Here is a 25,043-nt window from a genome sequence, read left to right as displayed (position 1 = left end):
TTGCATAATCAATATCACCACCAGCCGGATGAATGTCATTATGGAATCGCTTCGCAAATTAATTTTCAGGCAGCAGAAACAACTCTCAAGGTAATGCGATTCTCTTCGCAAAAATCAGATACACAAAAAAACGGCACCCTAAGGTACCGTTAATTTAATTAAGTAATAACTGATATCTTAGCTATCGCTATAGATATTCACGCGGTCACGTAACTCTTTACCCGGTTTAAAGTGGGGAACGTATTTGCCGTCCAATTCCACTTTATCACCCGTTTTAGGGTTACGACCCACACGCGGAGCGCGGTAGTGAAGAGAAAAGCTGCCGAATCCGCGAACCTCAATACGTTCACCTGCGGCTAATGTTTCAGCCATATGATCAAGCATTTCTTTCACTGCATCTTCAACGGCTTTGGCCGGCATGTGAGATTGTTGCTCTGCAAGTCTTTCGATTAATTCAGACTTGGTCATAGTACCTCCCTAAACTACCGTATTCGGGTAATATTATCGTTTAAGAGAATATTACCCGCCGTTATTGACTTAGATTATTCGCCTTTAGCTGCTTTGAAAGCTTCAGCCATTGCGTTGTTAGCAAAGTTCGTATCTTCTTGTTTGTTCACAGAAGCGATAGCGTCTTTTTCATCAGCTTCGTCTTTCGCACGAACAGACAGGTTGATTACGCGATTCTTGCGGTCAACGCCAACATATTTAGCTTCAACTTCATCGCCAACGTTCAGAACTTGAGTTGCATCTTCAACGCGGTCACGAGAAGCTTCTGATGCACGCAGGTAACCTTCAACGCCGTCAGCTAATTCAACTGTAGCACCTTTTGCGTCAACTGCAGTTACTTTACCAGTAACAATTACACCTTTCTTGTTTACAGACAGGTAATTGTTGAATGGATCTTCTGCCAGTTGTTTGATGCCCAGAGAGATACGCTCACGCTCTGCATCAACTTGCAGAACTACAGCAGCAATTTCGTCGCCTTTCTTGTATTCACGAACTGCTTCTTCGCCTGCAACGTTCCAGGAGATGTCAGACAGGTGAACCAGACCGTCGATGCCGCCGTCCAGACCGATGAAGATACCGAAGTCAGTGATAGACTTGATCTTACCTTCAACGCGGTCGTTTTTGTTGTGAGTCTCAGCAAAATGCTGCCAAGGGTTAGATTTACACTGCTTCAGGCCCAGGGAGATACGACGACGTTCTTCATCGATATCCAGAACCATAACTTCCACAACATCACCAACGTTAACAACTTTGGATGGGTGGATGTTTTTGTTGGTCCAATCCATTTCTGAAACGTGTACCAGACCTTCAACGCCTTCTTCGATTTCAACGAAGCAGCCGTAGTCAGTCAGGTTAGTTACGCGACCAGTCAGTTTAGTACTTTCTGGATAACGTTTAGCGATTGCTACCCATGGATCTTCACCCAATTGCTTCAGACCCAGAGATACGCGAGTACGCTCACGGTCGAACTTCAGTACTTTAACTGTGATTTCATCGCCCACATTGACGATTTCGCTTGGATGTTTAACACGTTTCCAAGCCATATCAGTAATGTGCAGCAGGCCATCAACGCCGCCCAGATCAACGAATGCGCCGTAGTCAGTCAGGTTCTTAACGATACCTTTAACTTCCATGCCTTCTTGCAGATTTTCCAGCAGCTGATCGCGCTCTGCACTGTTTTCAGATTCGATAACAGCACGACGAGAAACAACTACGTTGTTGCGTTTCTGATCCAGCTTGATGACTTTGAACTCAAGCTCTTTGCCTTCAAGGTGAGCAGTGTCACGAACTGGGCGAACGTCAACCAGTGAACCTGGCAGGAACGCACGGATACCGTTCAGTTCTACAGTAAAGCCGCCTTTAACTTTGCCATTGATAACACCAGTGACAGTTTCAGCTTCTTCGTATGCTTTTTCCAGCATCAGCCATGCTTCGTGACGTTTTGCTTTTTCACGGGACAGGATAGTTTCACCGAAACCATCTTCTACCGCATCCAGAGCTACGTCGATTTCATCGCCAACTTGGATTTCCAGCTCGCCTTGAGCGTTTTTGAATTGTTCTACAGGAATTGCAGATTCAGATTTCAGACCTGCGTCAACCAATACAATGTCTTTATCGATAGCAACTACAACACCACGTACGATTGCACCTGGACGAGTTTCAATAGCCTGTAGGGATTCTTCAAAGAGTTGAGCAAAAGATTCTGTCATGTTAATGATCTTCAAGGTTTTTAATTAACGTCCATTTAGCATCCGGCCGAATGGGGTTGTTTTACATACCTCGCAACGTCTCCCTGTTACAAGGTGTTTTGGTATGCCAGCATATTTCACTACCCACACACCAGAATTCTATATACATCTTCTTGATATGCTACTGCAATAGCATATTCGCGAAAATTAATGCTTATGCTGGTATTTCCAGCGCATTTTTCGCATAAGTCAGTGCTTTATCAATCACTTCTTCGATAGACATGCTGGTCGAATCTAAGATCAATGCATCTTGTGCAGGCACTAATGGCGCAGCTGCCCGATTGCGGTCACGGAAATCTCGTTCCTGTATTTCGGACAAAAGGCGTTCAAAGTTAACACTAAAACCTTTCTCCTGCAACTGTAACATGCGTCTACGGGCGCGTTCTTCCGCACTTGCATCAAGAAATATCTTCACTGGCGCATCAGGAAACACAACCGTTCCCATGTCACGACCGTCCGCAATCAGACCAGGAGAGATGCGGAAAGCCCGTTGACGACGCAAGAGCGCTTCACGGACACGCGGAAATGTTGCTGCCTGCGAAGCCGTATTCCCGACAGTTTCAGTACGGATTTCATTGCTGACATCTTCGCCTTCCAAAATGACCCGAAGCTTGCCATTTGCAGGCACAAAACGAACATCCAGATTGGCAGCCAGAGGAACCAGGGCGTCTTCAGACTGGATATCTACCTGATGGTGGATAGCAGCCAGTGCCAGCACACGATAAATGGCACCTGAATCAAGTAATTGCCAATTTAACGCTTCTGCCAATGCCTGGCACAGTGTTCCCTTGCCAGCACCACTTGGCCCATCAACGGTTATTACAGGGGCTATCGCCGCCATCATTCTCCTCCTTTTCGCATAACATTCGCACAACAGACAGGTCATCTACCGAATGCGGGAATTGCTCAATTAACAAGCAATAAAAAGTCTGTCTTATTATACGCACTCAGCAGATGAGCGAAACACTATTCCTGTCTATGAAACACTATTCCTGTCTATTTTGTATTTTGACTGAGCTTTTCAAGTTGATTGAAATAATCAGGGAATGTTTTTGCCGTACAACCTGGATCAAGAATGGTGATTGGAATATCCGACAAGGCCACCAGCGAAAAACACATCGCAATTCGGTGATCATTATAGGTTTCAATTTCAGCATGGTTGAGTTTTTTGGGTGGAATTATGCGGATATAGTCATGCCCTTCTTCTACTTCTGCACCTATTTTGCGTAATTCAGTCGCCATTGCATTGAGTCGATCCGTTTCTTTTACCCGCCAGTTATAGATATTGCGGATAACCGTTTCTCCCTGAGCGAACAGAGCCGTTGTTGCAATAGTCATGGCGGCATCAGGAATAGCATTCATGTCCATATCAATGCCAGTTAATGTACCATGCTCGCATTCAACAAAATCATCACCCCAACGAATAATTGCGCCCATCTTCTCCAGTACATTGGCAAATTTGGTATCCCCTTGCAGGCTATTTCTGCCAATACCTGTAACACGCACCGTTCCGCCTTTAATCGCCGCCGCTGCCAGAAAATAAGATGCGGATGAAGCATCTCCTTCTACTAAATACTGCCCCGGAGACAAATATTGTTGCTGCCCTTTAATGTAAAAAGTCTGATATTGGTGATTACTTACCGTCACGCCAAAGCTTTTCATCAGCGCCAACGTAATATCAATATAAGGTTTAGAAACCAAATCACCTTGGATATGGATTTCTGTATCGTTATCTGCCAGTGGTGCAGACATTAGCAAGGCTGTCAGGAATTGACTCGAAACACTGCCGTCTACGGTAACTTTTCCTCCAGAAAATCCGCCCTTGATATGCAATGGCGGATAATTTTCCTGTTCAAGATAGACAATTTCTGCCCCACCTTGACGCAGTGCATCCACCAAGTGACCAATTGGGCGCTCTTTCATTCGTGGTTCACCGGTCAACACTACATTATTGCCGCCCAAGCATAGTGCCGCTGCCAATGGGCGCATTGCTGTACCAGCATTACCCAAAAACAGTTCTAGCCCACTTTTACCCGTAATACGCTCTCCAATACCATCGACTTCACAAATGGTGCGATCAGTGGACAGGCGATAGGAAATATCTAATGCAGTCAAAGCATTAAGCATGTGGCGAATATCGTCACTATCCAATAAATTAGTGAGCCGGGTCGTTCCCTTAGCAAAAGCAGCGAGTAGCAGAGCACGATTGGAAACACTCTTAGAGCCGGGCAGGTTAATTGTTCCACTAATACGGGAAATAGGTTGTAACGTCAGGGATTGCATAATAGAGAGGTGTCTCCGGTTTTTAACACACTATATTTTTAATTTGGTTTGTGGGATAAATCGAGAAAATTAATATCGGGAGATTCTATCCTCCCGATGAAGAAAAACATTATGCGTTATGACGTTCAAAATCAGCCATAAACTCAACCAACGCTTTTACACCTTCATAAGGCATAGCGTTATAAATGGAAGCACGAGCACCACCCGCAACTTTGTGTCCTTTCAATGCATGTAGTCCACTTGCGTACGCTTCTTCCAAAAACTTGCCATCCAGCGCCGGATTAGCCAGTTGGAATGGAACATTCATGATAGAACGGTTTTGAGGTGCAACCCGGTTGATATACAAATTACTATTATCAATGGCACGATAGAGATATTCTGCTTTTGCATGATTGCGTTTTTTGATTTCTTGCAGCCCTCCCTGCTCTTTCAGCCACTTGAATACCATGCCAGACAGATACCATGCAAATGTGGGTGGTGTGTTGTACATAGAGTTGCATTGAGCTTGCACGGTATAATCCAAAATGGATGGAGTATGTTTGTGTGCTTTACCCAATAGGTCTTCACGGATAATGACCACGGTAATTCCTGCTGGCCCAATATTTTTTTGTGCACCGGCATAAATGACGCCATAACGACTAACATCAATGGGTGCAGAAAGAATGGTTGAAGAATAATCGGCAATCACAATTTTATCATCACCAAAATCAGGTTCTTCAAAAATTGCAACGCCTTCAATCGTTTCATTAGGGCAATAATGGATATAAGCGGCATCACTGCTCAAAGCCCATTCATTCATCGGCTTCACACTGGCTATGCCATCTGTTTCTACCCTGATATCAATGACGTTTGGTGTGCAATATTTTTCTGCTTCTTTCGCTGCACATTCAGACCAATAGCCACTAACAATATAATCTGCTGTTGTTTTGTCACCCAGTAAATTCAGTGGCAATGCTGAGAATTGCCCACGAGCCCCGCCATGGCAAAAAAGCACTTTATAATTCTCAGGTATCGCTAATAAATCTCGAAGATCTTTTTCTGCTTCTGCCGCAACCGCTATGAATTCTTTGCTGCGGTGGCTAATTTCCATCACCGATGTTCCTAGACCGTGCCAGCTACAAAGCTCCTGTTCTGCACGGCGCAATACTTCTGCTGGTAACATAGCTGGACCAGCGCTGAAATTATATACCTGACTCATTAACCTCAACCTCACCCTATCAATGGATACAAATAAAATCGGACATATTGGTTTTATCACTCCCGCTCTGCTGCTGCAATGGTTATTAGAAAATTGTTGCAATTTATTGTAAAATAGGTCAATTAGCTATCTTATTAATAGTCGGAATATTAAAAATAGTTCATGTCAATTAATATGTAAAAATTGATAAATAAAATCTTTTAGTTAAAACCAAGATCAATACTTAATCATTTGAATAAAGACAACGTATTCGTTAAGTAAATAATTTTTAAAATAATATTTTTTAGTAGGTTAATAAAATAAGATTGTCTGTAGATAATATGGCATCAGAAATAGACAATATCCATTATGTCCAATTACAGAACTATCCAACTTATTGGGTTACATTAGATCATTATGCTGCATCAATAATATATAAAAACATCAATGGAGTGGTTAAAGAGCGATTTGGAAAAAGCCTATTCCAGAGGAAAAGTAAGTATTCTTAATTTTCATGATGGCGCTGAACACTTCACTCAAAAAAATACTGATGAACAGAAAAGAGAATTCAAGATTTTCAAAATAGTTGTGGGAAATAAATTTTCTAACTTAGTCAGTAGAATTAAAAATTAGAATATAAAAAGGCGCATTAAATGCGCCTTTTTATATAATTAAATCAGGAATTAATACTTACTGAACATTTCCTGAATTTTTGTCACATCAGTAGTCTGAGTCAGCGCCAATTGCAGAAGAACACGCGCTTTCTGTGGGTTCAGACGCTCAGACGCTACAAATCCATATTTGCTGTCGTTAACTTCAGCATTCTGGGTCGTGTAACCAAAAGGAATACGGCTGGAGCGAACAACAACAACACCTTCTTTAGCTGCTTTAGTCAACGTATCGAAAATAGATTTATAGATGTTACCGTTACCTACACCCGCACTAATGACGCCCTGATAACCATTTTCAACGAAAGCTTTCGCTGGCAGATCAGATGCGTTGGAGTAGTTATAAACAATGCCAACTTTTGGCAGTTCTTCCAATTTGCTAACATCAAAAGCCGCTTTGTTAGTTTTTACTGGCGCTGCGGAATAGTAGTTAACTTTGCCGTTATGAACAAAACCCTGTGCACCGGAATTTACAGCCTGAAATGCCTGAACTTCCGTTGTGCTCAATTTACCGATGTCACGACCATGAATTACGGAATCATTCATCGCCAGCAAAACGCCACGGTTTGCAGAGTTTTTATCCGCAGCAACAACAACCGCGTTGTACAAGTTCAATGGGCCATCAGCACCCAAAGCGGTGGATGGACGCATAGCACCAACCATCACGATAGGTTTTTGGCATTGAGTCGTTAAATCAAGGAAGTAAGCCGTTTCTTCCATGGTATCAGTACCATGGGTGATAACGAAACCATCGGTTTTATCACAATCAGCATTGATTTTTTTCGCCAGAGCCAACCAAACCTGATCGTTCATGTCTTGCGAACCAATACTGACAACTTGCTCGCCTTTCAAATCAGCAATATTTCTGATTGCCGGAACTGCGTTCAGCAATGAATCAACACCGACTTTACCTGCAGTATAGCTAGATTGAGTTGCAGATTCACCACCCCCGGCAATCGTGCCGCCAGTTGCCAAAACAGTAATATTTGGCAAAGCAAAAGCAGAACCGCTAACTAAAGCCAGAAAACCGGCTATTGCTGTTATTTTAGTCTTTTTCATTATTCAACCTCTTGTAAAAAAAGCTATTTTATTATGTAAACTAAGAATAAATAAACTCTAATTAACAATAATTTTTGTGAATTGATAGAGCGGATGAAAAAAACACAGTATGATATGCGGCCTTTAGCATAAATTGAAGTGAATCACGATGACGCAAACCTATATCCCAGGCAAAGATGCCGCGTTGGAAGACTCCATTAATCGTTTCCAGCATAAGCTGGAATCTCTCGGTTTTAATATTGAAGAAGCCTCGTGGCTGAATCCTGTACCAAATGTCTGGTCAGTGCATATCCGCGATCGTGACTGCCCTCTGTGCTTTACCAATGGTAAGGGAGCCAGCAAAAAAGCTGCATTGGCTTCAGCATTGGGAGAATATTTTGAGCGTCTATCGACAAACTATTTCTTTGCTGATTTTTACCTTGGCGATACTGTTGCCAAAGGCGAATTTGTTCATTATCCGAATGAAAAATGGTTCCCTCTGCCAGAAGATGATTCTCTGCCAGAAGGGATTTTAGATGAGCGCCTGCATCGTTTTTACAATCCAGATAATGCGCTCTGTGCCAGCCAATTGATTGACCTGCAATCGGGTAATGAGAAGCGTGGTATCTGTGCCCTACCATTCACGCGCCAATCAGATAACCAAGCTATTTATATTCCGATGAACATTGTCGGAAATCTGTATGTTTCAAACGGAATGTCAGCCGGAAATACCATGAACGAAGCCCGCGTTCAGGGGTTGTCTGAAGTGTTCGAACGTTATGTGAAAAACCGCATTATCGCAGAACGCATCAGCTTGCCTGAAATTCCACAAGATGTTATGAACCGCTATCCTGCCGTAGTTGAAGCAGTCAACAGATTGCAGGAAGAAGGCTTCCCGCTTTATTGCTACGATGCCTCACTCGGTGGTCAATTCCCTGTAATTTGTGTTGTATTGTTCAATCCGAATAATGGTACTTGCTTCGCATCTTTTGGTGCTCATCCTGATTTTGGCGTTGCGCTGGAACGCACTGTTACAGAGCTGCTGCAAGGGCGTAGTCTGAAAGATCTGGATGTCTTTACCCCACCAAGTTTTGATGATGAGGAAGTCTCTGAGCATACTAATCTGGAAACTCACTTTATTGATTCGAGCGGTGCAATCAGTTGGGATCTTTTCAAGCAGGATGCCGATTATGAATTCGCTGACTGGAGTTTCAGTGGCACGACAGAGGAAGAGTTTGCCACTCTGATGGGAGTCTTCAATACGCTGGATGCTGAAGTCTACATTGCAGATTATGAACATCTTGGCGTTTACGCATGCCGTATTCTGGTTCCTGGCATGTCAGATATTTATCCGGTTGAAGATTTACACATCGCCAATAACACGATGGGCACGCATCTGCGTGACACGATCCTGACGTTACCGGAAAGTCAATGGCAGCCAGAAGAATATCTTGCCTTCCTCGAACTATTGGACGATGAAGGGCTGGATGATTTCACCCGCGTTCGTGAATTATTAGGCATTGCTGCGGGTAAAGATAACGGCTGGAGCAACCTGCGTATCGGTGAATTGAAATCTATGCTGGCACTGGCTGGTAACGATCTGGAACAAGCCCTGATCTGGGTTGAATGGACACAAGATTTCAATGCCTCTGTCTTTACTGCTGAGAGAGCTAATTACTATCGCTGCCTGCAAACACTGCTGCTATTGACTCAAGAAGAAGATCGCGAACCAGCACAGTATTATCAAGCATTCGTTAAAATGTATGGGCAAGATACTGTTGATGCTGCTTCCGCTGCTATTGCTGGAGAGAACTGTTTCCACGGTTTATGGTCTGTTGATTCAGAATTAAAAGTATTACCAGCGCATCAGGCATTGTTGAATGCTTATGAAAAACTGCAAAAAGCCAAGCGTGATTTTTGGGCGAAATAATTAAACTGTTACATTAAAGTTTATTAACCATAAAAAGTAAAATTCAGGTTAAATATAATTTATTTTAAAACAACAAATAAATGACAATTTAACCTGTTATTTTACTTTCCCATCTGAAATCTCCAAAATTCTCAATATAAAATATTTTTACAAATTTTAAAAAATATTTTTTCCTTATAAATCATTATATTAAAATGATATTTTCGCATTTTGCCGGACATAGTTCACCAAACTTTCAGGCAATATGATCCATATCAAATTCAGGTCAATGTCCATTTGTTACTATCATTGCGTGCTACAATTAATTAAGGATAAAGAGAGTGTTAGGATGAAAACTGACAACCCTTTTAATTTATTTCCACCTGCTGTAATGGCACAAATCGCTGATGATAGTGGTGTATATAAAGTCAATAAACACCCCGCATTGACGTACTTATCGGCAATCATGGCAGGTGTGTTTATCTCCATTGCGTTTGTTTTTTATATTACGGCAACAACAGGGACCTCATCCATTCCTTATGGATTGGCAAAATTGACGGGTGGGATCTGCTTTTCCCTTGGTTTGATGCTGGTGGTTATATGTGGTGTTGATCTTTTCACTTCCACGGTACTGACGATCATTTCAAAAGCAACAGGACGCATTACGTGGTCACAGATGTTCAAGAACTGGATTAATGTTTATATCGGTAATCTGATTGGCGCGTTATTTTTTGTGGCCCTAATTTGGTTTTCAGGCCAGTATGCCGTTGCTCATGGCGCCTGGGGGCTGAATGTATTACAGACAGCGGATCATAAAATGCACCATACCTTTATTGAAGCAGTATGTTTGGGTATTTTAGCCAATTTGATGGTCTGCCTTGCGATTTGGATAAGCTATGCCGGACGCAGTTTGATCGATAAATTATTCGCGTTGATACTCCCGATTGGTATGTTTGTTGCCAGCGGCTTTGAACACAGTATCGCTAATATGTTTTTAATTCCGTTCGGGATCGTCATCAGAAACTTTGCGCCAGATGAATTCTGGGTGAAAGTGGGAGCAAACCCCGAACAGTTTCCTCAACTCACCATTTCGAACTTTATTACCGATAACCTGATCCCTGTAACGATAGGTAACATTATTGGTGGCGCTGTATTGGTTGGGTTGACTTATTGGTTTATTTATTTACGTGACGGCAAAAAGCATTAGCTGCGCCTCCACGCCAGATTTATTAAAATTTCCACTGTTAAAAGGTAGAAGTATCATGTCCGAGTTAAATGAAAAATTTTCTGTAGCATGGCAAGGCTTTAACGAGGGTAGCTGGCAAAATGAAGTCAACGTTCGTGACTTTATCCAGAAAAACTATACTCCGTATGAAGGTGATGAATCATTCCTTGCAGGCGCCACAAAAGAGACAGATATTTTGTGGGAAAAAGTCATGGAAGGTATCAAAATCGAAAACCGGACTCATGCACCGGTAGATTTTGATACTAACGTTGCGTCTACAATTACCTCTCATGATGCTGGTTATATTGAAAAAGATCTGGAACAAATCGTTGGGCTGCAAACTGAAGCGCCTCTGAAACGTGCCATTATTCCATTTGGCGGCATTAAAATGGTTGAAAGTTCTTGCAAAGCCTATAACCGCGAGCTGGATCCAAAACTGAAACAGATTTTCACTGAATATCGTAAAACCCACAATCAGGGGGTATTCGATGTTTATACACCTGATATCCTGAAATGCCGTAAATCTGGTGTATTGACTGGCCTGCCTGATGCTTATGGCCGTGGACGCATCATCGGTGATTATCGTCGTGTTGCGCTATACGGTATTGACTTCCTGCGTGATGAAAAATATGCCCAGTTCACTTCCCTACAGGAAAAACTGGAAAACGGCGAAGATCTGGAACCGACTATCCGCTTGCGCGAAGAAATTTCTGAACAGCACCGTGCTCTTGGTCAAATGAAAGAGATGGCGGCTAAATATGGCTATGATATTTCCAACCCAGCTACCAACGCCAAAGAAGCGGTACAATGGACTTATTTCGCCTATCTGGCAGCAGTTAAATCTCAGAACGGCGCAGCAATGTCCTTCGGTCGTGTTTCCAGCTTCTTGGATGTCTACATCGAACGCGATATTAAATCGGGTAAACTGACAGAAGAGCAAGCCCAAGAGCTGATCGATCATCTGGTCATGAAACTGCGTATGGTGCGTTTCCTGCGTACTCCAGAATATGATGAGCTGTTCTCCGGTGACCCAATCTGGGCAACTGAATCACTGGCAGGCATGGGTTTAGACGGTCGTACTCTTGTCACCAAAAACAGCTTCCGTTTCCTGAACACACTGTACACCATGGGGCCATCCCCAGAACCTAACATGACCATTTTGTGGTCTGAAAAACTGCCAATTAGCTTCAAGAAATTCGCAGCAAAAGTTTCTATCGATACTTCATCTCTGCAATATGAAAACGATGATTTAATGCGTCCTGACTTCAACAGCGATGACTATGCTATCGCATGCTGCGTCAGCCCAATGATCGTTGGTAAACAAATGCAGTTCTTCGGTGCCCGTGCAAACCTTGCAAAAACCATGTTGTATGCCATCAACGGCGGCGTGGATGAAAAACTGAAAATGCAGGTTGGCCCGAAAGAAGAGCCAATGAGAGACGCAGTGCTTGATTATGACAAAGTCATGGATCGCATGGATCACTTCATGGATTGGTTGGCAAAACAGTATGTCACTGCCCTGAATATCATCCACTATATGCACGACAAATACAGCTATGAAGCTTCATTAATGGCACTGCATGATCGTGATGTGTTCCGTACCATGGCATGCGGTATCGCGGGTCTGTCCGTGGCGGCTGATTCACTGTCTGCAATTAAGTATGCGAAAGTTTCCCCAGTCCGTGATGAAGATGGCTTGGCAACTGATTTCAACATCGAAGGTGAATACCCACAATTCGGTAACAATGACCCTCGTGTCGATGATATCGCTTGTGATCTGGTTGAACGCTTCATGAAGAAAATCCAGAAACTGCAAACATACCGCAATGCAACTCCAACACAGTCTGTACTGACCATTACTTCAAACGTCGTTTATGGCAAGAAAACAGGTAATACCCCTGATGGACGTCGTGCCGGTGCACCATTTGGTCCAGGCGCTAACCCAATGCACGGGCGTGACCAAAAAGGCGCGGTTGCTTCACTGACCTCCGTTGCTAAACTACCATTTGCCTATGCTAAAGATGGTATTTCATATACCTTCTCCATCGTACCGAATGCATTGGGCAAAGATGATGATGTACGCAAAGCAAATCTGGCGGGCTTGATGGATGGCTATTTCCATCACGAAGCAGATATCGAAGGCGGTCAACACCTGAATGTCAACGTGATGAATCGTGAGATGTTATTGGATGCAATGGAAGATCCTGAAAAATATCCTCAGTTGACTATTCGCGTATCCGGTTATGCAGTACGTTTCAATTCGCTGACTAAAGAACAGCAACGAGATGTGATTACTCGTACATTTACTCAATCAATGTAAATAACCAGAATAGCAGCATCGAAAGTGTCATTATTTTCTGATGAAATAAAATGACATACACTAAAAGGCCCCTCCACAATCGGGGCCTTTATCAGCTTGTCAGTATTTGGAGAAATCCTTTCATGTCCGTACTTGGTCGTATCCACTCTTTTGAATCTTGCGGAACCGTTGATGGCCCCGGTATCCGTTTTATCGCGTTTTTCCAAGGCTGCCTGATGCGCTGCCTCTATTGCCACAACCGCGATACTTGGGATACCCATGGCGGAAAAACCGTGACAGTTGAAGAATTAATAAAAGAAGCAACGACTTACCGTCATTTTATGAATGCTTCTGGTGGTGGAGTTACAGCTTCTGGTGGTGAAGCTATTCTTCAGGCTGAGTTTGTCCGCGATTGGTTCAGGGCTTGCCATGCAGAAGGCATTCATACCTGCCTGGACACCAATGGTTTTGTTCGCCGTTATGATCCTGTGATCGATGAATTACTGGACGATACCGATCTGGTTATGCTGGATTTAAAACAGCTTGACGATAGCATTCACCAAAAATTAGTCGGAGTTTCTAATCATCGGACTCTCGAATTTGCCCGTTATCTGGCAAAACGTAATCAAAAAGTTTGGATTCGTTATGTCGTCGTCCCCGGTTGGTCGGATGACGATCAATCGGTTCATCTGCTTGGTGAATTCACCAAGCAGATGAAAAATATTGAGAAGATTGAATTATTACCTTATCACGAACTTGGTAAACACAAATGGATTGCAATGGGTGAAGAATATAAATTAGAAGGTGTCAAGCCTCCATCAAAAGAGACAATGGATAGGGTAAAAGAAATTTTGAGTCATTATGGGCATCATGTGATCTACTAGATTTATTCCTCATCTAATCAAAAACTGGTATCAAATAATTGCTGCCAGTTTTATTCTAAATAATTATCTTAACTCCTCAAGTCTGACCTCATATTTTCTACCAATAATATTGAATAATTATTTAATTTCAGCAATATTATCACAACATTCCGTTGTCACTCCGAGGATATTATGATGAAAAACTTCATTTTTTCTTTATTTAGCGCATGTATATTATTAACTTCGTTAAATATTCAAGCTAATGAGACAGAATCAAAACCCAATAAACAGGCATACGAAAACAATGATAATACATTGATAAACCTTGATGAAAAACCCAAAAACAATAATATTAAAATGTATAGCAATGGTAAAAACAATAAAATCACATTAAAAGTTTTCACGTTAAATATTTGGCAAGAGGGTGTTATAGTAAAAGGCGGTTATGGAGGCATCATAAATGCTATCGTTTCTACTAACGCTGATCTTATAGCGCTTAGTGAAGTGAAAAATCATAATAATATTGATTTTACTAAACGCTTAGTTAAGACACTTAATGACAAAGGAATAAAATATTATTCTTACAAATCAAAAAATGATGCCAGTATCCTTTCTCGTTACCCGATAATCGCACATAGTAGCTTTGACAGGTTTACTAAAGCATTAATTAAAATAAATAACACTTATATAGATTTTTACTCCGGCCATTTAGATTATAAAAACGCTGCCTATTACCTTCCCAAAGGCTATGATGGTAATACTTGGAAAGAGTTAGCCAATGGTCCAGATACTAATATTAATGATATATTGAAAGAAAACAATCAATCCCGACGTCCAAACTCTATTAAATTATTAATAAATGATGCTCAAAATGAAATCAACAATAATCATTTGATTATATTGGCTGGTGATTTTAATGAACCTTCTTGGATGGATTGGTCTGAGGAAACGAAAAACCTTTTCGATCATAACGGAACTGTGGTTCCTTGGACGAGTAGTAAATTATTAACTGATTCAGGTTATCTTGATACTTATCGAATAAAATATCCCGATCCAGTAGCTTATCCGGGCTTTACTTGGCCAGCAAATAATTTATATGTTGATATCAAAAAGCTTATATGGGCCGCAAAAGCAGATGAACGCGAGCGGATTGATTTCATTTTTTTCCACAATAACCCACGATTAGCAGTTCAAGATGCAGTTATCATTGGCCCTTCCAGTAGTATTGTTAAAAGCAAACGTGTCCAAGAAACCTCCCAAGATAAGTTTAAACAACCTAAAGGTGTTTGGCCTACTGACCACAAAGGGGTATTAGTGACTTTTGATTTAAGATCCTAACTGTTTGATATAAATTACTTATCCAAAAACATAAAGGCTGAATAATGATAAATTCATCCCATTTATTAATTCTGACTAGTTATAGTAATATCAGGCTGTACTCAGCCTGATATTATCCAAATAAAAACCAGATTGCGCTTTCATGTTTCTTTTTTAATTACATCAATTAACTATAACTAATTAATATTTAATAAAATTCATAGAAAAACACCATTCAAATAATGGTTAAATATTAACCACAGGATATGAATAATAACGGTCTTAAACCAGAACAAATTTCTGGCATTGAGTAGAAGTTTTAATTTAAATAAATTCAATTTTTGATATTAAAGATAAGTTTATTTGCTTTACATCCATATGAATAAGTTGATTTATCTAAAATCATATTGTTATAAGCGACAAAAAAAATACTTCAATTTACTCATTAACACTGATAAAACCACCATTAATCTACTGATAAGAATGACAATTAATACTTGTTGATTAATAATTTTTATATGATAATTCTGCTGTTTTCTCTAACAATTTGTGTTAACGGAATGGAAATAGAGAAAAACTAATTCGACAATAGCCATTCAATAAGATAAATCGGAAAAAAAATGGATAATCAAGAGATTAATTTGAATTCAGGAGAAAACAACATTTCCCTGAGCAAAGAAAAAAGCACATTCATTCCTGGTGGTCGAGCAGTAGGAGCTGGAGCAGCAACAGAGTGGATCAGTGACGCATGGAATATGTTTAAAGCAAATCCAGGGCAATGGATATTGTTTGCTTTAGTTTATATAGTTATCCTCGTAATTTTGAATTTCATTCCAGTAATAAACCTTATCTCAGGTATATTTAGTTCAGTATTTGTTGCTGGTTTCATCGCAGCAGCTGAAAAACAGAGAACCACAGGTAATTTTGAAATAGACTTTCTGTTTCATGGGTTTAAGAACAAATTAGGCTCATTGATTGCCGTCAGTGTACTTTATTTAGCAATATATATGCTTGGCCTCTTTGCTGCACTGCTTGCCATAGGCGTCGGTGCTCTGGAATTGTTTTCCACCTCTCAATATAGTGATCCAGGACTGTTAATGAGTCACTCTCCTTCTCTCATATTAGCAATCCTTGTCTTCTTCATCTTCGGTATGGTTGCTCTTGCATTTGCTTGGTTTGCCCCCGCCCTCATTATCATTAATAATCTAAAATTCGGTGAAGCAGTATCAATGAGCCTAAATGCTGTAAGAAAAAATCTGCTCGGTGGTTTTCTCTTTTTCTTACTGATGGGCGTACTACTCATTGTATCCATGATCCCATTTTTCCTGGGATTGATTGTTACTATGCCTATGACACTAATAGTTTATTACACAACCTATCGTAGTATCTTTTATACTCCAGAAGAAAAAGAAACAAAATCGAGTTTAATCGTTTAAATTTTTACTGACAGATATCCATATGTAAAAGGCGCTAAAAAAATAGCGCTTTTTTTATTATCACTTAGCACATGGTGTTCCCAGATAAAAAACATTAATAATCAGGAGATTAAAAAATAATGGATAACCCCAATATTGATCAAAATTTGGAAAACACATCTAATAACGCGACTAATGGCAACAGTATATTTATTCCCAATGGCCAGACAATTAATGTAAGCGCAACCATCGGTTGGATAGGTGATGCGTGGGATTTTATAACACCTAAACTTGGTATGTGGATAATAATGGGAATTATCTATGGAATCATCCAATTAAGCATGATATTTATCCCTCTTTTTGGTTTTATTCTTCCTAATTTATTGGACCCTTTATTTGTCGCTGGCATTATAGCTATTTGTGAAAGACAAAGAACTAGCGGCAAATTTGAGTTAGGTCGTTTTTTTGATGGATTTAAATATAAATGTGGTGACCTGCTTGTCGTTGGTTTAATCGTTTGTGGAATACAAATGATAAGTTCCCTGCTTATCGCACTCATCGATGGTAACGATCTCTATCAAGCAGTTTTTGGTGATTTCTATTCATACATAAATTATGACTCAATCATAGCCTATAATGATTCAGAATTATCATTTTTATCCCTGATGATTACCCTAATTTCCCTGTTTTTATCCACTGCATGTTCTTGGTTTGCTCCTGCATTAATTATCCTTAAAAATTTCAACGTAGGAAAAGCCCTTTCAATCAGTCTTAATGCTATATCGAAAAATATTTTAGGCGTAATATTATTTTTCATTTTTATGTATCTTTTGATATTCATTTCTACAATTCCTCTATTCTTGGGGATCTTGATAACAGCACCGTTGTATATGGCAACCTCTTATTCCTCTTATTGTCGTGTTTTTTACAAAAAATCGGAATCCCTCGAACAAGCTGTAAAATAATTAAACCTGATGAGAAATAAAAAAAGCGCCGAATATTGGCGCTTTTTTATTAAAGAATACACGTTATTAACCAATGTATTCCAGTCCGTTCATATAAGGACGCAATACTTCTGGAATTTCGATACGGCCATCTGCCTGCTGATAGTTTTCCATCACCGCAACCAGTGTACGGCCTACCGCCAGACCAGAACCATTCAGTGTATGCACCAACTGGGTTTTCTTGTCATCTTTACCGCGGAAACGCGCCTGCAAACGACGAGCCTGAAAATCCCACGTATTAGAGCAAGATGAGATTTCGCGGTAAGTATTTTGCGCAGGCAGCCAAACTTCCAGATCGTAAGTTTTTCTTGCGCTCGCTCCCATATCCCCCGTACACAGCAACATCTTGCGGTAAGGCAAGTTCAGCAACTGCAATACTTTTTCGGCATGCCCTGTCAATTCTTCCAGTGCATCCATGGATTTTTCAGGATGAACAATCTGAACCAATTCAACTTTATCAAATTGGTGCATACGAATAAGACCACGGGTATCACGACCATAAGAACCCGCTTCAGAACGGAAGCAAGGTGTATGTGCTGTCATTTTCAGTGGTAATTCGCTTTCATCCAGAATTTCATCACGAACCAAATTCGTAACAGGGACTTCAGCCGTTGGGATCAACGCATAATTACTGCCAGATTCTTCTTCCAGCGGTCTGGTGTGGAACAAATCTTCGCCGAACTTAGGCAATTGCCCCGTACCATATAGGGAGTCATGGTTAACTAAGTAAGGAACATAAGTTTCCAGATAACCGTGCTGCTCAGTATGCAGATCCAGCATGAACTGTGCGATAGCACGATGCAGACGGGCAAGCTGGCCTTTCATTACGACAAAGCGTGAACCCGTTAATTTTACCGCAGCAGCAAAATCAAGACCGCCAGTCAATTCACCCAGTGATACATGATCTTTGATTTCAAAGTCATACTGACGAGGCTCACCCCAACGACTCATTTCCAGATTGTCACTGTCATCTTTTCCATCAGGAGAAGAATCATCCGGGATATTCGGCATGCTTAATGCAAGAGTACGGATCTCAGCCTGCAACGCTTCCAGTTCAGCTTTTGCTGAATCCAGTTTTTCTCCCAATTGATTCACTTCCTGGCGCAGTGGTTCAATATCTTCACCACGGGCTTTCGCTGCACCAATAGACTTCGATCGGGAATTACGTTCTGCTTGCAGGGTTTCAGTTTCAACTTGTAAAACTTTGCGGCGCTCTTCTAATTTGCGCAGCATCTCCACATCAAGGGTATAACCCCTGCGAGCCAGTTTTTCGGCGACTGCGTCTAGCTCATTACGCAGTATATTTGGATCGAGCATGCTAGTCCTGTGCTTGTTGTTATTGAGAAAATTGTTATTGAAAAAATTGTTATTGAGAAAACGTGATAAAATCTGTTGGATATAAACCTTACCGTATCAAAGAGATTAACGATAGCGTTTTATCAGGCTATTTTTATCCTGTTCCATTAACCAGTTTAACTTCTCTCCAATCTTACCTTCCAACCCTCTGCTTGTCGGGTAATAGTAGCGTATTTGCTGCATTTCTGGTGGGAAATAAACTTCACCGGCAGCATAAGCATTCGTTTCATCATGGGCATAGCGGTATGCTTCGCCAAACCCCATCTCTTTCATTAATTTAGTCGGCGCATTACGCAAATGGGCCGGTACATCATAATCAGGCTTGTCTTGCGCATCCGCCATTGCTGCCTTGAATGCTGTATAAACCGCATTACTTTTTGGGGCACACGCGAGATAAACAATTGCCTGTGCAATCGCTCGTTCTCCTTCTGCCGCCCCCACACGAGTGAAGCAATCCCATGCGGCAATGGCGACCTGCATTCCGCGGGGATCAGCATTCCCTACATCTTCAGAAGCAATCGCCAATAATCGACGGGCAACATAAAGTGGATCACCACCTGCGGTAATAATTCGGGCATACCAATAAAGCGCAGCATCAGGCGCTGAACCACGGACTGACTTATGCAAGGCAGAAATTAAATCGTAAAATCGATCACCTTTATTATCAAAGCGTGCACTCCGCTCTCCACTGACCTCTTTCAGCAATTCCGGTGCCAGAATTCTCTGCCCCTGCGAATTTGCTTCTGCCATATCTGACATCATTTCCAGTAAGTTCAGTGAACGGCGAGCATCTCCTGCAACAAGCTCTGCTATCATCTGGCGGGTATTATCCGGCAATATGATATTTTGCCCGCCAATGCCACGCTCTTTGTCGTTCATCGCCTGTATAAGTACTTGCTCAATTTCTGCCGTCGAGAGTGACTTCAATAAGTAAACACGAGCCCGTGACAACAAAGCTGAATTTAATTCGAATGAAGGGTTTTCAGTTGTAGCGCCAATAAATGTGATCGTGCCATCTTCAATATGCGGCAAGAACGCATCCTGTTGGCTTTTATTAAATCGGTGAACTTCATCAACGAATAAGATAGTTCTGCGCCCTGCATTACGATTTTGACGTGCTTTTTCTATAGATTCACGAATTTCTTTAATGCCGGAGGTCACTGCTGAAATGCGTTCAATATCGGCTTGCGCATAGTGCCCGATAATTTCAGCCAGCGTTGTTTTTCCTGTTCCTGGCGGGCCCCATAAAATCATAGAATGAAGATGACCAGCCCGAATTGCCCTTGGCAAAGGTTTCCCTTCTGCCAACAAATGTTGCTGACCAATATAATGATCTAATGTGCCTGGCCGCATTCTTGCGGCCAGTGGCTGAAATTCATTTTGTGAAAAGTCGAGTGAAAAATTGTTCACTTAAACCTCACTGGCGTTGATCATCCAGCGTGACACCTTCTGGTACGGTAAATTTGAATTTCGCCGCATCTACATTGGTGTTTTGCTGCCCTTTCAATTGATAAGCGCTTTTTTGACCGTCCTGTTCAACCGCGGTGAACTTCTGAATTGTCCCCTCTGGGGTCACGGTAATCGAAAAATGTTTTAGATTGCCATTGGTGTTAGTGGGAGTCAGTTCAAAATTATTATTGCTTTGCACAACTTTGTACCGTTTCCAATCAGCAGGGTCATTACGCGCAATTAACATAAACGGTGTATTTCCCGTTGCATCTTTTAACCAGTTCGCTGTCACCTGTTCAACAAAGGGATTATAAAACCACAAAGTATTGCCATCAGAAACCAAAACGCTTTCATCAGGTGACGTCATATGCCAGTTAAACAAATTAGGGCGTTTGATCCAAAGTTCACCTTCTCCTTTTTGGATCGTTGAACCATCATTACTCGTAACTGTTTGAGTAAAGCTGGCATGAAAACTATTTACCTTTCCCAAACGCCCTTGCAGATCCTGAGTCGCATCAGCCCATGCAGAACCCACGCTCACACCCATCATTAGACAACCAATTAACATCAGTTTTTTCATGTGCGAGATACCTTCAATTCGTCTTTATTCCCGGCCCTAATTGGCCGATACCACGTTGTATTTTACAATTGTGATTAATGTTCGTGCGGCGGAGGCGCCAAAACTTCACGATTGCCATTATGACCAGGCGAACTAACAATCTGTTGTGCTTCCATTTGTTCAACAATCCGGGCTGCCCGGTTATACCCAATACGGAATTGGCGTTGCACACCCGAAATGGAAACCCGACGTTTTTCAATCACAAATTCAACTGCCTGATCAAATAAGGGATCGAGTTCTTCATCGCTATCAAACCCTAAACCACCTTCACCGTCTTCTCCCCCTTTGATAATACTATCAATGTATTGAGGGCGACCACGGGCTTTCCAGTCATTAACCACTTCGTGAACTTCTTGATCGCGTACAAATGCACCATGAACACGCACAGGAATGGAAGAGTTTGGTGCCAGATAAAGCATATCCCCCATGCCAAGCAATGATTCTGCACCACCTTGATCAAGGATGGTACGGGAATCAATTTTACTGGACACAGTAAATGCAATGCGCGTCGGAATATTTGCCTTAATCAATCCAGTGATAATATCAACAGAGGGACGTTGTGTTGCCAATACTAAGTGGATACCTGCTGCGCGTGCTTTCTGAGCCAAACGCGCAATCAATTCTTCCACCTTTTTCCCTACCGTCATCATTAAATCGGCAAATTCATCAACCATCACAACAATGTAAGGCTCTTTTTTCAGTACAGGATGTGTAACATCCATACTATCGCCCGGTTTCCAGAATGGATCAGGGATTGGACGCCCCATATTTTCCGCTTGTTTGATTTTGTCGTTGTAACCGGCGAGATTACGTACACCCAAAGCTGACATCAGTTTGTAGCGTCTTTCCATCTCATTCACACACCAACGCAATGCATTGGCGGCATCTTTCATATCGGTGACAACTTCGGTCAACAAGTGTGGAATACCTTCATAAACCGATAACTCAAGCATTTTAGGGTCGATCATGATAAAGCGAACATCTTCTGGTTTCGCTTTATACAGGATACTGAGGATCATAGCGTTGACCCCTACCGATTTACCGGAACCAGTTGTCCCTGCAACCAAGAGGTGAGGCATTTTGCCCAAATCAGCCACAACCGGCTGCCCTGCAATATCTTTCCCAAGAACGATAGTCAATGGAGATGGATTATCACGGAATTTCTCGCAATCCAATACTTCCCGCAGGTAAACTGTTTGCCGTTTCTTATTGGGTAGTTCCAAACCAACATAAGGTCTTCCCGGAATCACTTCAACAATACGAACGGCTACCGCTGAAAGTGAACGAGCAAGGTCACGCGATAAGTTGGAAATACGGGAAGCTTTAACTCCGGGTGCCAGATCCAATTCAAATCGTGTAATAACAGGGCCGGGAGAAAACCCAACAACATCTGCTTTGACGCGATAATCATTCAAACGCGCTTCAATCAAACGAGAGGTTTGTTCAAGAGCAAACATATCAACCGGCTCTTCTTCCGCTGGCGGTTTTGCCAGAAGATCCAGAGAAGGCATCGGTGTCGTCGGTTTTGGCAATGGCTGATCATTACGTATCAAAAACGGATGGAACAGGCTATCTTGCTGCGGTTGCTGCGCAAGAGCATGTTCAGTTTTCAACTCATGAGAAGCAAGAACCGGAGCTATTTTTTTCTCCTGAACCTGATGAGTTGGGGCTTCTGTTGGCATAAATGCAGATTCAGCTGGCTGGCTCATTTGATAACGCTCATGTTGCTGCTGCTCAAATGCTATCCGCAACGCTTCTTCCTGTGCTTCTTCCTGTGCTTCTTCCTGCGCATCCTCTTCATCTATTATGCTATTTTCCGGGTTATTTTCCGTAAATGCAGCAACCTTGGGCTGTTCATATATTGATGCAGATTGTTGCGAGTCTTTGCTTTCCGCTTCAAAATCTGAACCATAGCGTTCACGTTGTTGTTCAAGGAATTGCTGACGCAGCGTGTTTTGCTGTTGCTCATCCATTTGCTGCTCATCAGCTTCCGCAATCAGTTCATTTTGCCTTTCTTTTTCTTCTTTTTGCAGATGTTCTGCCAAACGATAAGAAGGCACTTTAATGCCATACAATTCCCGGCGTGTAGGTATTCTGACCGGATTAGGACGAGGCATTTCAGGGCCAATTCCCTGTTTGACCTGCGGATTTCTCGTTACAACCGCAGAACTTGTTATATCTGCCGCCGTATTTTTCAGATTGATATTTTCATTGTGAGTCTGCGAAAGAGGGACAGATTCTGATTCTGATTCTGCATCTAATTGATAATCTGTTCGCAATTCAAATGAATAACGGACAGGTTCCTGTTCTTCTGCTGCCTTCTGTCGCAATTCATCTGGTGCAAATTCTGGCAAAGTCTCTGCTGACTGCATAACTGGTTGTGAAAAGTGCTCACTGTTAAGTGAATCTTTAGGCGTTTCTGGCGACGTTTCTGACAATGTTTTTGGCAATAACGTCTCTTTTGCTGAAATGATTTCCGCAGATTCTGCATAAATAGGTTCAGGTGAGCTATTTTCCCGAGGTTTTTCGATGTCTTCCTCAACAGAAGGCGTTGAAGCAGCCGGCGATGCTAAATCTGTATTAGCCAATTCAACGACTGTTGGAGCTGTCAGCAGTACATCATCTTCATCCACTGTTTCAGTCGTAACGGCTGTCTTAATTATGTCATTTTTATCAACGTACTCAGCTCTTTCTTGTTCACTGGCGGAACGTTCAGAAACTATTTTATCTTCCAATACATCATCGTAATATTCCGCGTCATTACGGCCACGGTTTACCACAAAACTAATTGAATTCAGAATGACTTCACCAATTTTTTCTGCAATCGTGAGCCATGACCAACCGGTAAACAATGTAAATCCAACAACCCAAATGCCAAGCAAGGCCAACGTTGCTCCAAGAACATTGAACCAAGGCAGAATTGCATTGCTAAATAAGTTACCGATGACTCCACCAGCGGCAAAATCATTTAAATCGTCAATATTGAGTGCGGCCAAGCCACATGAAGTCAATATCAGAGCCAAAGCACCAATAACGCGTAGTGCGAGTGTGAAGAAATCTACGTACTCTTGCCTATCTTTCTGACGGAAAGCATTCCAACACCCTAAAAACATTAACGATGGGACTGCATAGGCAAGAATACCAAATGCCGAGAATAATATGTCTGATAACCAGGCACCAACGCTACCACCCCAATTATGAACGGGTTCATGCCATGACGTTTGTGACCAGCTAGGATCGGATGGGTTGAAGCTGACAAGCGCTATCATTAAGTACACAGCACAAATGGCAATAACCAGCAGGACAGCTTCTAAAAGCCGACGGCCACTGCTTATTTTTTTTAACTTAACACGTTTGTCTTCTGTATATTCCTGGTTCAAGAAAGACTCTCCAGGTTTTCATGTTGATTAAACGGAACAACGCTGAGGATAGCTCAGCGTTGAAACTGTATACATAAACAGGAGTGTACCTAAGTTTTTCCTGTTTTGCATCTGTACCTCATTAAATTAGGCAAAAGCTTAACGAGTCTTAATCACCAGACGGTTACTCTGTTTCACTTCTTCCATAACAACATAAGTACGGGTATCGTTAACACCAGGAAGACGCAACAGAGTTTCGCCGAGTAATTTACGATATGCGGACATATCTGGCACACGTGTTTTCAGCAAGTAGTCAAAATCACCAGAAACTAAATGACATTCTTGGATTTCTTCCAGTTTCTGAACAGCAGTATTGAATTGTTCAAATACATCTGCCGCACCACGGTTAAGGGTAATTTCAACGAATACCAGCAATGATGCATCCAGATAATGAGGATTCAGCAAAGCTGTGTAGCCAGAGATAAAGCCCTGACGCTCCAAGCGACGTACACGCTCCAGACAAGGCGTTGGTGATAAACCAACGCGTTTGGATAACTCCACGTTAGAAATACGGCCGTCTTTTTGCAACTCGTTAAGGATATTACGATCTATACGATCAAGATCTTTTCCCGGACGCTTCTTATTATCAATCATCTTATTGCTCTCTCTTTATATTCCTACACCCATAACTTTTCCCTATCTCTTTCAAGCAACTGAGCTGGAAAAGATGTCTTCAAAGGCTAAAGCTCAATCTATAACCAAGGTTTAAGGCCTACTGCAATATCCCGAAATACGATTTTCCATCAT

General features: G+C 41.8%; 18 protein-coding genes. 7 read left to right on the top strand and 11 right to left on the bottom strand.

Annotated elements, in window-relative coordinates; genetic code table 11:
* Window positions 1–177: 177 nt before the first annotated feature.
* From ihfB to ansB, 6 genes are all read right to left on the bottom strand, one after another.
* Complete coding sequence (gene ihfB, locus AB204_RS03325) at window positions 178–468, bottom strand: integration host factor subunit beta (RefSeq protein ID WP_045969974.1); 291 nt, start codon at window positions 466–468, stop codon at window positions 178–180.
* A gap of 74 nt (window positions 469–542) precedes the next feature.
* A complete protein-coding gene (gene rpsA, locus AB204_RS03320) occupies window positions 543–2,216 on the bottom strand; it encodes a 30S ribosomal protein S1 (protein WP_047961962.1) in 1,674 nt (557 codons plus the stop codon).
* A gap of 193 nt (window positions 2,217–2,409) precedes the next feature.
* The gene (cmk, locus tag AB204_RS03315) at window positions 2,410–3,096 is read right to left on the bottom strand and encodes a (d)CMP kinase (RefSeq protein ID WP_047961961.1); all 687 of its coding nucleotides are present in this window, start codon (window positions 3,094–3,096) and stop codon (window positions 2,410–2,412) included.
* Window positions 3,097–3,251: 155 nt separating this feature from the next.
* Window positions 3,252–4,538, bottom strand: a complete 1,287-nt coding sequence (aroA, locus tag AB204_RS03310) for a 3-phosphoshikimate 1-carboxyvinyltransferase (protein WP_047961960.1) — start codon at window positions 4,536–4,538, stop codon at window positions 3,252–3,254.
* Between the two features lie 109 nt (window positions 4,539–4,647).
* Complete coding sequence (gene serC / locus AB204_RS03305; RefSeq protein ID WP_047961959.1) at window positions 4,648–5,736, bottom strand: 3-phosphoserine/phosphohydroxythreonine transaminase; 1,089 nt, start codon at window positions 5,734–5,736, stop codon at window positions 4,648–4,650.
* Window positions 5,737–6,398: 662 nt separating this feature from the next.
* Entirely contained in the window at window positions 6,399–7,442 is a 1,044-nt protein-coding gene (gene ansB, locus AB204_RS03295) for an L-asparaginase 2 (RefSeq protein WP_047961957.1), read from the bottom strand.
* Window positions 7,443–7,590: 148 nt separating this feature from the next.
* On the opposite strand from ansB, the gene ycaO reads away from it, so the two are divergent.
* The 7 genes from ycaO to AB204_RS03260 all read left to right on the top strand — a co-directional run bounded on the left by ycaO (window position 7,591) and on the right by AB204_RS03260 (window position 17,414).
* A complete protein-coding gene (gene ycaO, locus AB204_RS03290; RefSeq protein ID WP_047961956.1) occupies window positions 7,591–9,351 on the top strand; it encodes a 30S ribosomal protein S12 methylthiotransferase accessory factor YcaO in 1,761 nt (586 codons plus the stop codon).
* A 328-nt stretch (window positions 9,352–9,679) separates the two neighbouring features.
* Window positions 9,680–10,537 carry a formate transporter FocA gene (gene focA, locus AB204_RS03285; RefSeq protein ID WP_047961955.1) on the top strand — a complete coding sequence of 286 codons (858 nt, stop codon included), beginning with the start codon at window positions 9,680–9,682 and terminating at the stop codon, window positions 10,535–10,537.
* Between the two features lie 55 nt (window positions 10,538–10,592).
* Entirely contained in the window at window positions 10,593–12,875 is a 2,283-nt protein-coding gene (gene pflB / locus AB204_RS03280) for a formate C-acetyltransferase (protein ID WP_047961954.1), read from the top strand.
* Between the two features lie 122 nt (window positions 12,876–12,997).
* Entirely contained in the window at window positions 12,998–13,738 is a 741-nt protein-coding gene (pflA, locus tag AB204_RS03275; RefSeq protein ID WP_047961953.1) for a pyruvate formate lyase 1-activating protein, read from the top strand.
* A 171-nt stretch (window positions 13,739–13,909) separates the two neighbouring features.
* Window positions 13,910–15,055: an endonuclease/exonuclease/phosphatase family protein gene (locus AB204_RS03270; RefSeq protein WP_152671488.1), complete on the top strand. Its 1,146-nt coding sequence runs from the start codon at window positions 13,910–13,912 to the stop codon at window positions 15,053–15,055.
* Between the two features lie 599 nt (window positions 15,056–15,654).
* On the top strand, window positions 15,655–16,470 hold the full coding sequence (locus AB204_RS03265; protein ID WP_047961952.1) for a BPSS1780 family membrane protein: 816 nt from the start codon (window positions 15,655–15,657) through the stop codon (window positions 16,468–16,470).
* 119 nt (window positions 16,471–16,589) lie between these two features.
* Window positions 16,590–17,414 (top strand): BPSS1780 family membrane protein, encoded by an 825-nt coding sequence (locus tag AB204_RS03260; RefSeq protein WP_047961951.1) that lies wholly within the window; start codon window positions 16,590–16,592, stop codon window positions 17,412–17,414.
* A gap of 66 nt (window positions 17,415–17,480) precedes the next feature.
* On the opposite strand, the gene serS is transcribed toward AB204_RS03260, so the two are convergent.
* The 5 genes from serS to lrp all read right to left on the bottom strand — a co-directional run bounded on the left by serS (window position 17,481) and on the right by lrp (window position 24,890).
* A complete protein-coding gene (gene serS, locus AB204_RS03255) occupies window positions 17,481–18,770 on the bottom strand; it encodes a serine--tRNA ligase (RefSeq protein ID WP_047961950.1) in 1,290 nt (429 codons plus the stop codon).
* A gap of 105 nt (window positions 18,771–18,875) precedes the next feature.
* A complete protein-coding gene (locus AB204_RS03250; protein WP_047961949.1) occupies window positions 18,876–20,219 on the bottom strand; it encodes a replication-associated recombination protein A in 1,344 nt (447 codons plus the stop codon).
* 7 nt (window positions 20,220–20,226) lie between these two features.
* A complete protein-coding gene (gene lolA, locus AB204_RS03245; RefSeq protein WP_047961948.1) occupies window positions 20,227–20,838 on the bottom strand; it encodes an outer membrane lipoprotein chaperone LolA in 612 nt (203 codons plus the stop codon).
* A gap of 74 nt (window positions 20,839–20,912) precedes the next feature.
* Window positions 20,913–24,257: a DNA translocase FtsK gene (locus tag AB204_RS03240; RefSeq protein WP_047961947.1), complete on the bottom strand. Its 3,345-nt coding sequence runs from the start codon at window positions 24,255–24,257 to the stop codon at window positions 20,913–20,915.
* A gap of 138 nt (window positions 24,258–24,395) precedes the next feature.
* Window positions 24,396–24,890, bottom strand: a complete 495-nt coding sequence (gene lrp, locus AB204_RS03235) for a leucine-responsive transcriptional regulator Lrp (RefSeq protein ID WP_004256338.1) — start codon at window positions 24,888–24,890, stop codon at window positions 24,396–24,398.
* Between the last annotated feature and the right edge of the window lie 153 nt (window positions 24,891–25,043).

It is taken from the genome of Xenorhabdus khoisanae, assembly GCF_001037465.1.
In the GTDB taxonomy this organism is placed as follows: domain Bacteria; phylum Pseudomonadota; class Gammaproteobacteria; order Enterobacterales; family Enterobacteriaceae; genus Xenorhabdus; species Xenorhabdus khoisanae.
Note: the sequence above shows the minus strand (reverse complement) of the source record. Positions and strands in the feature narration are given on the sequence as shown.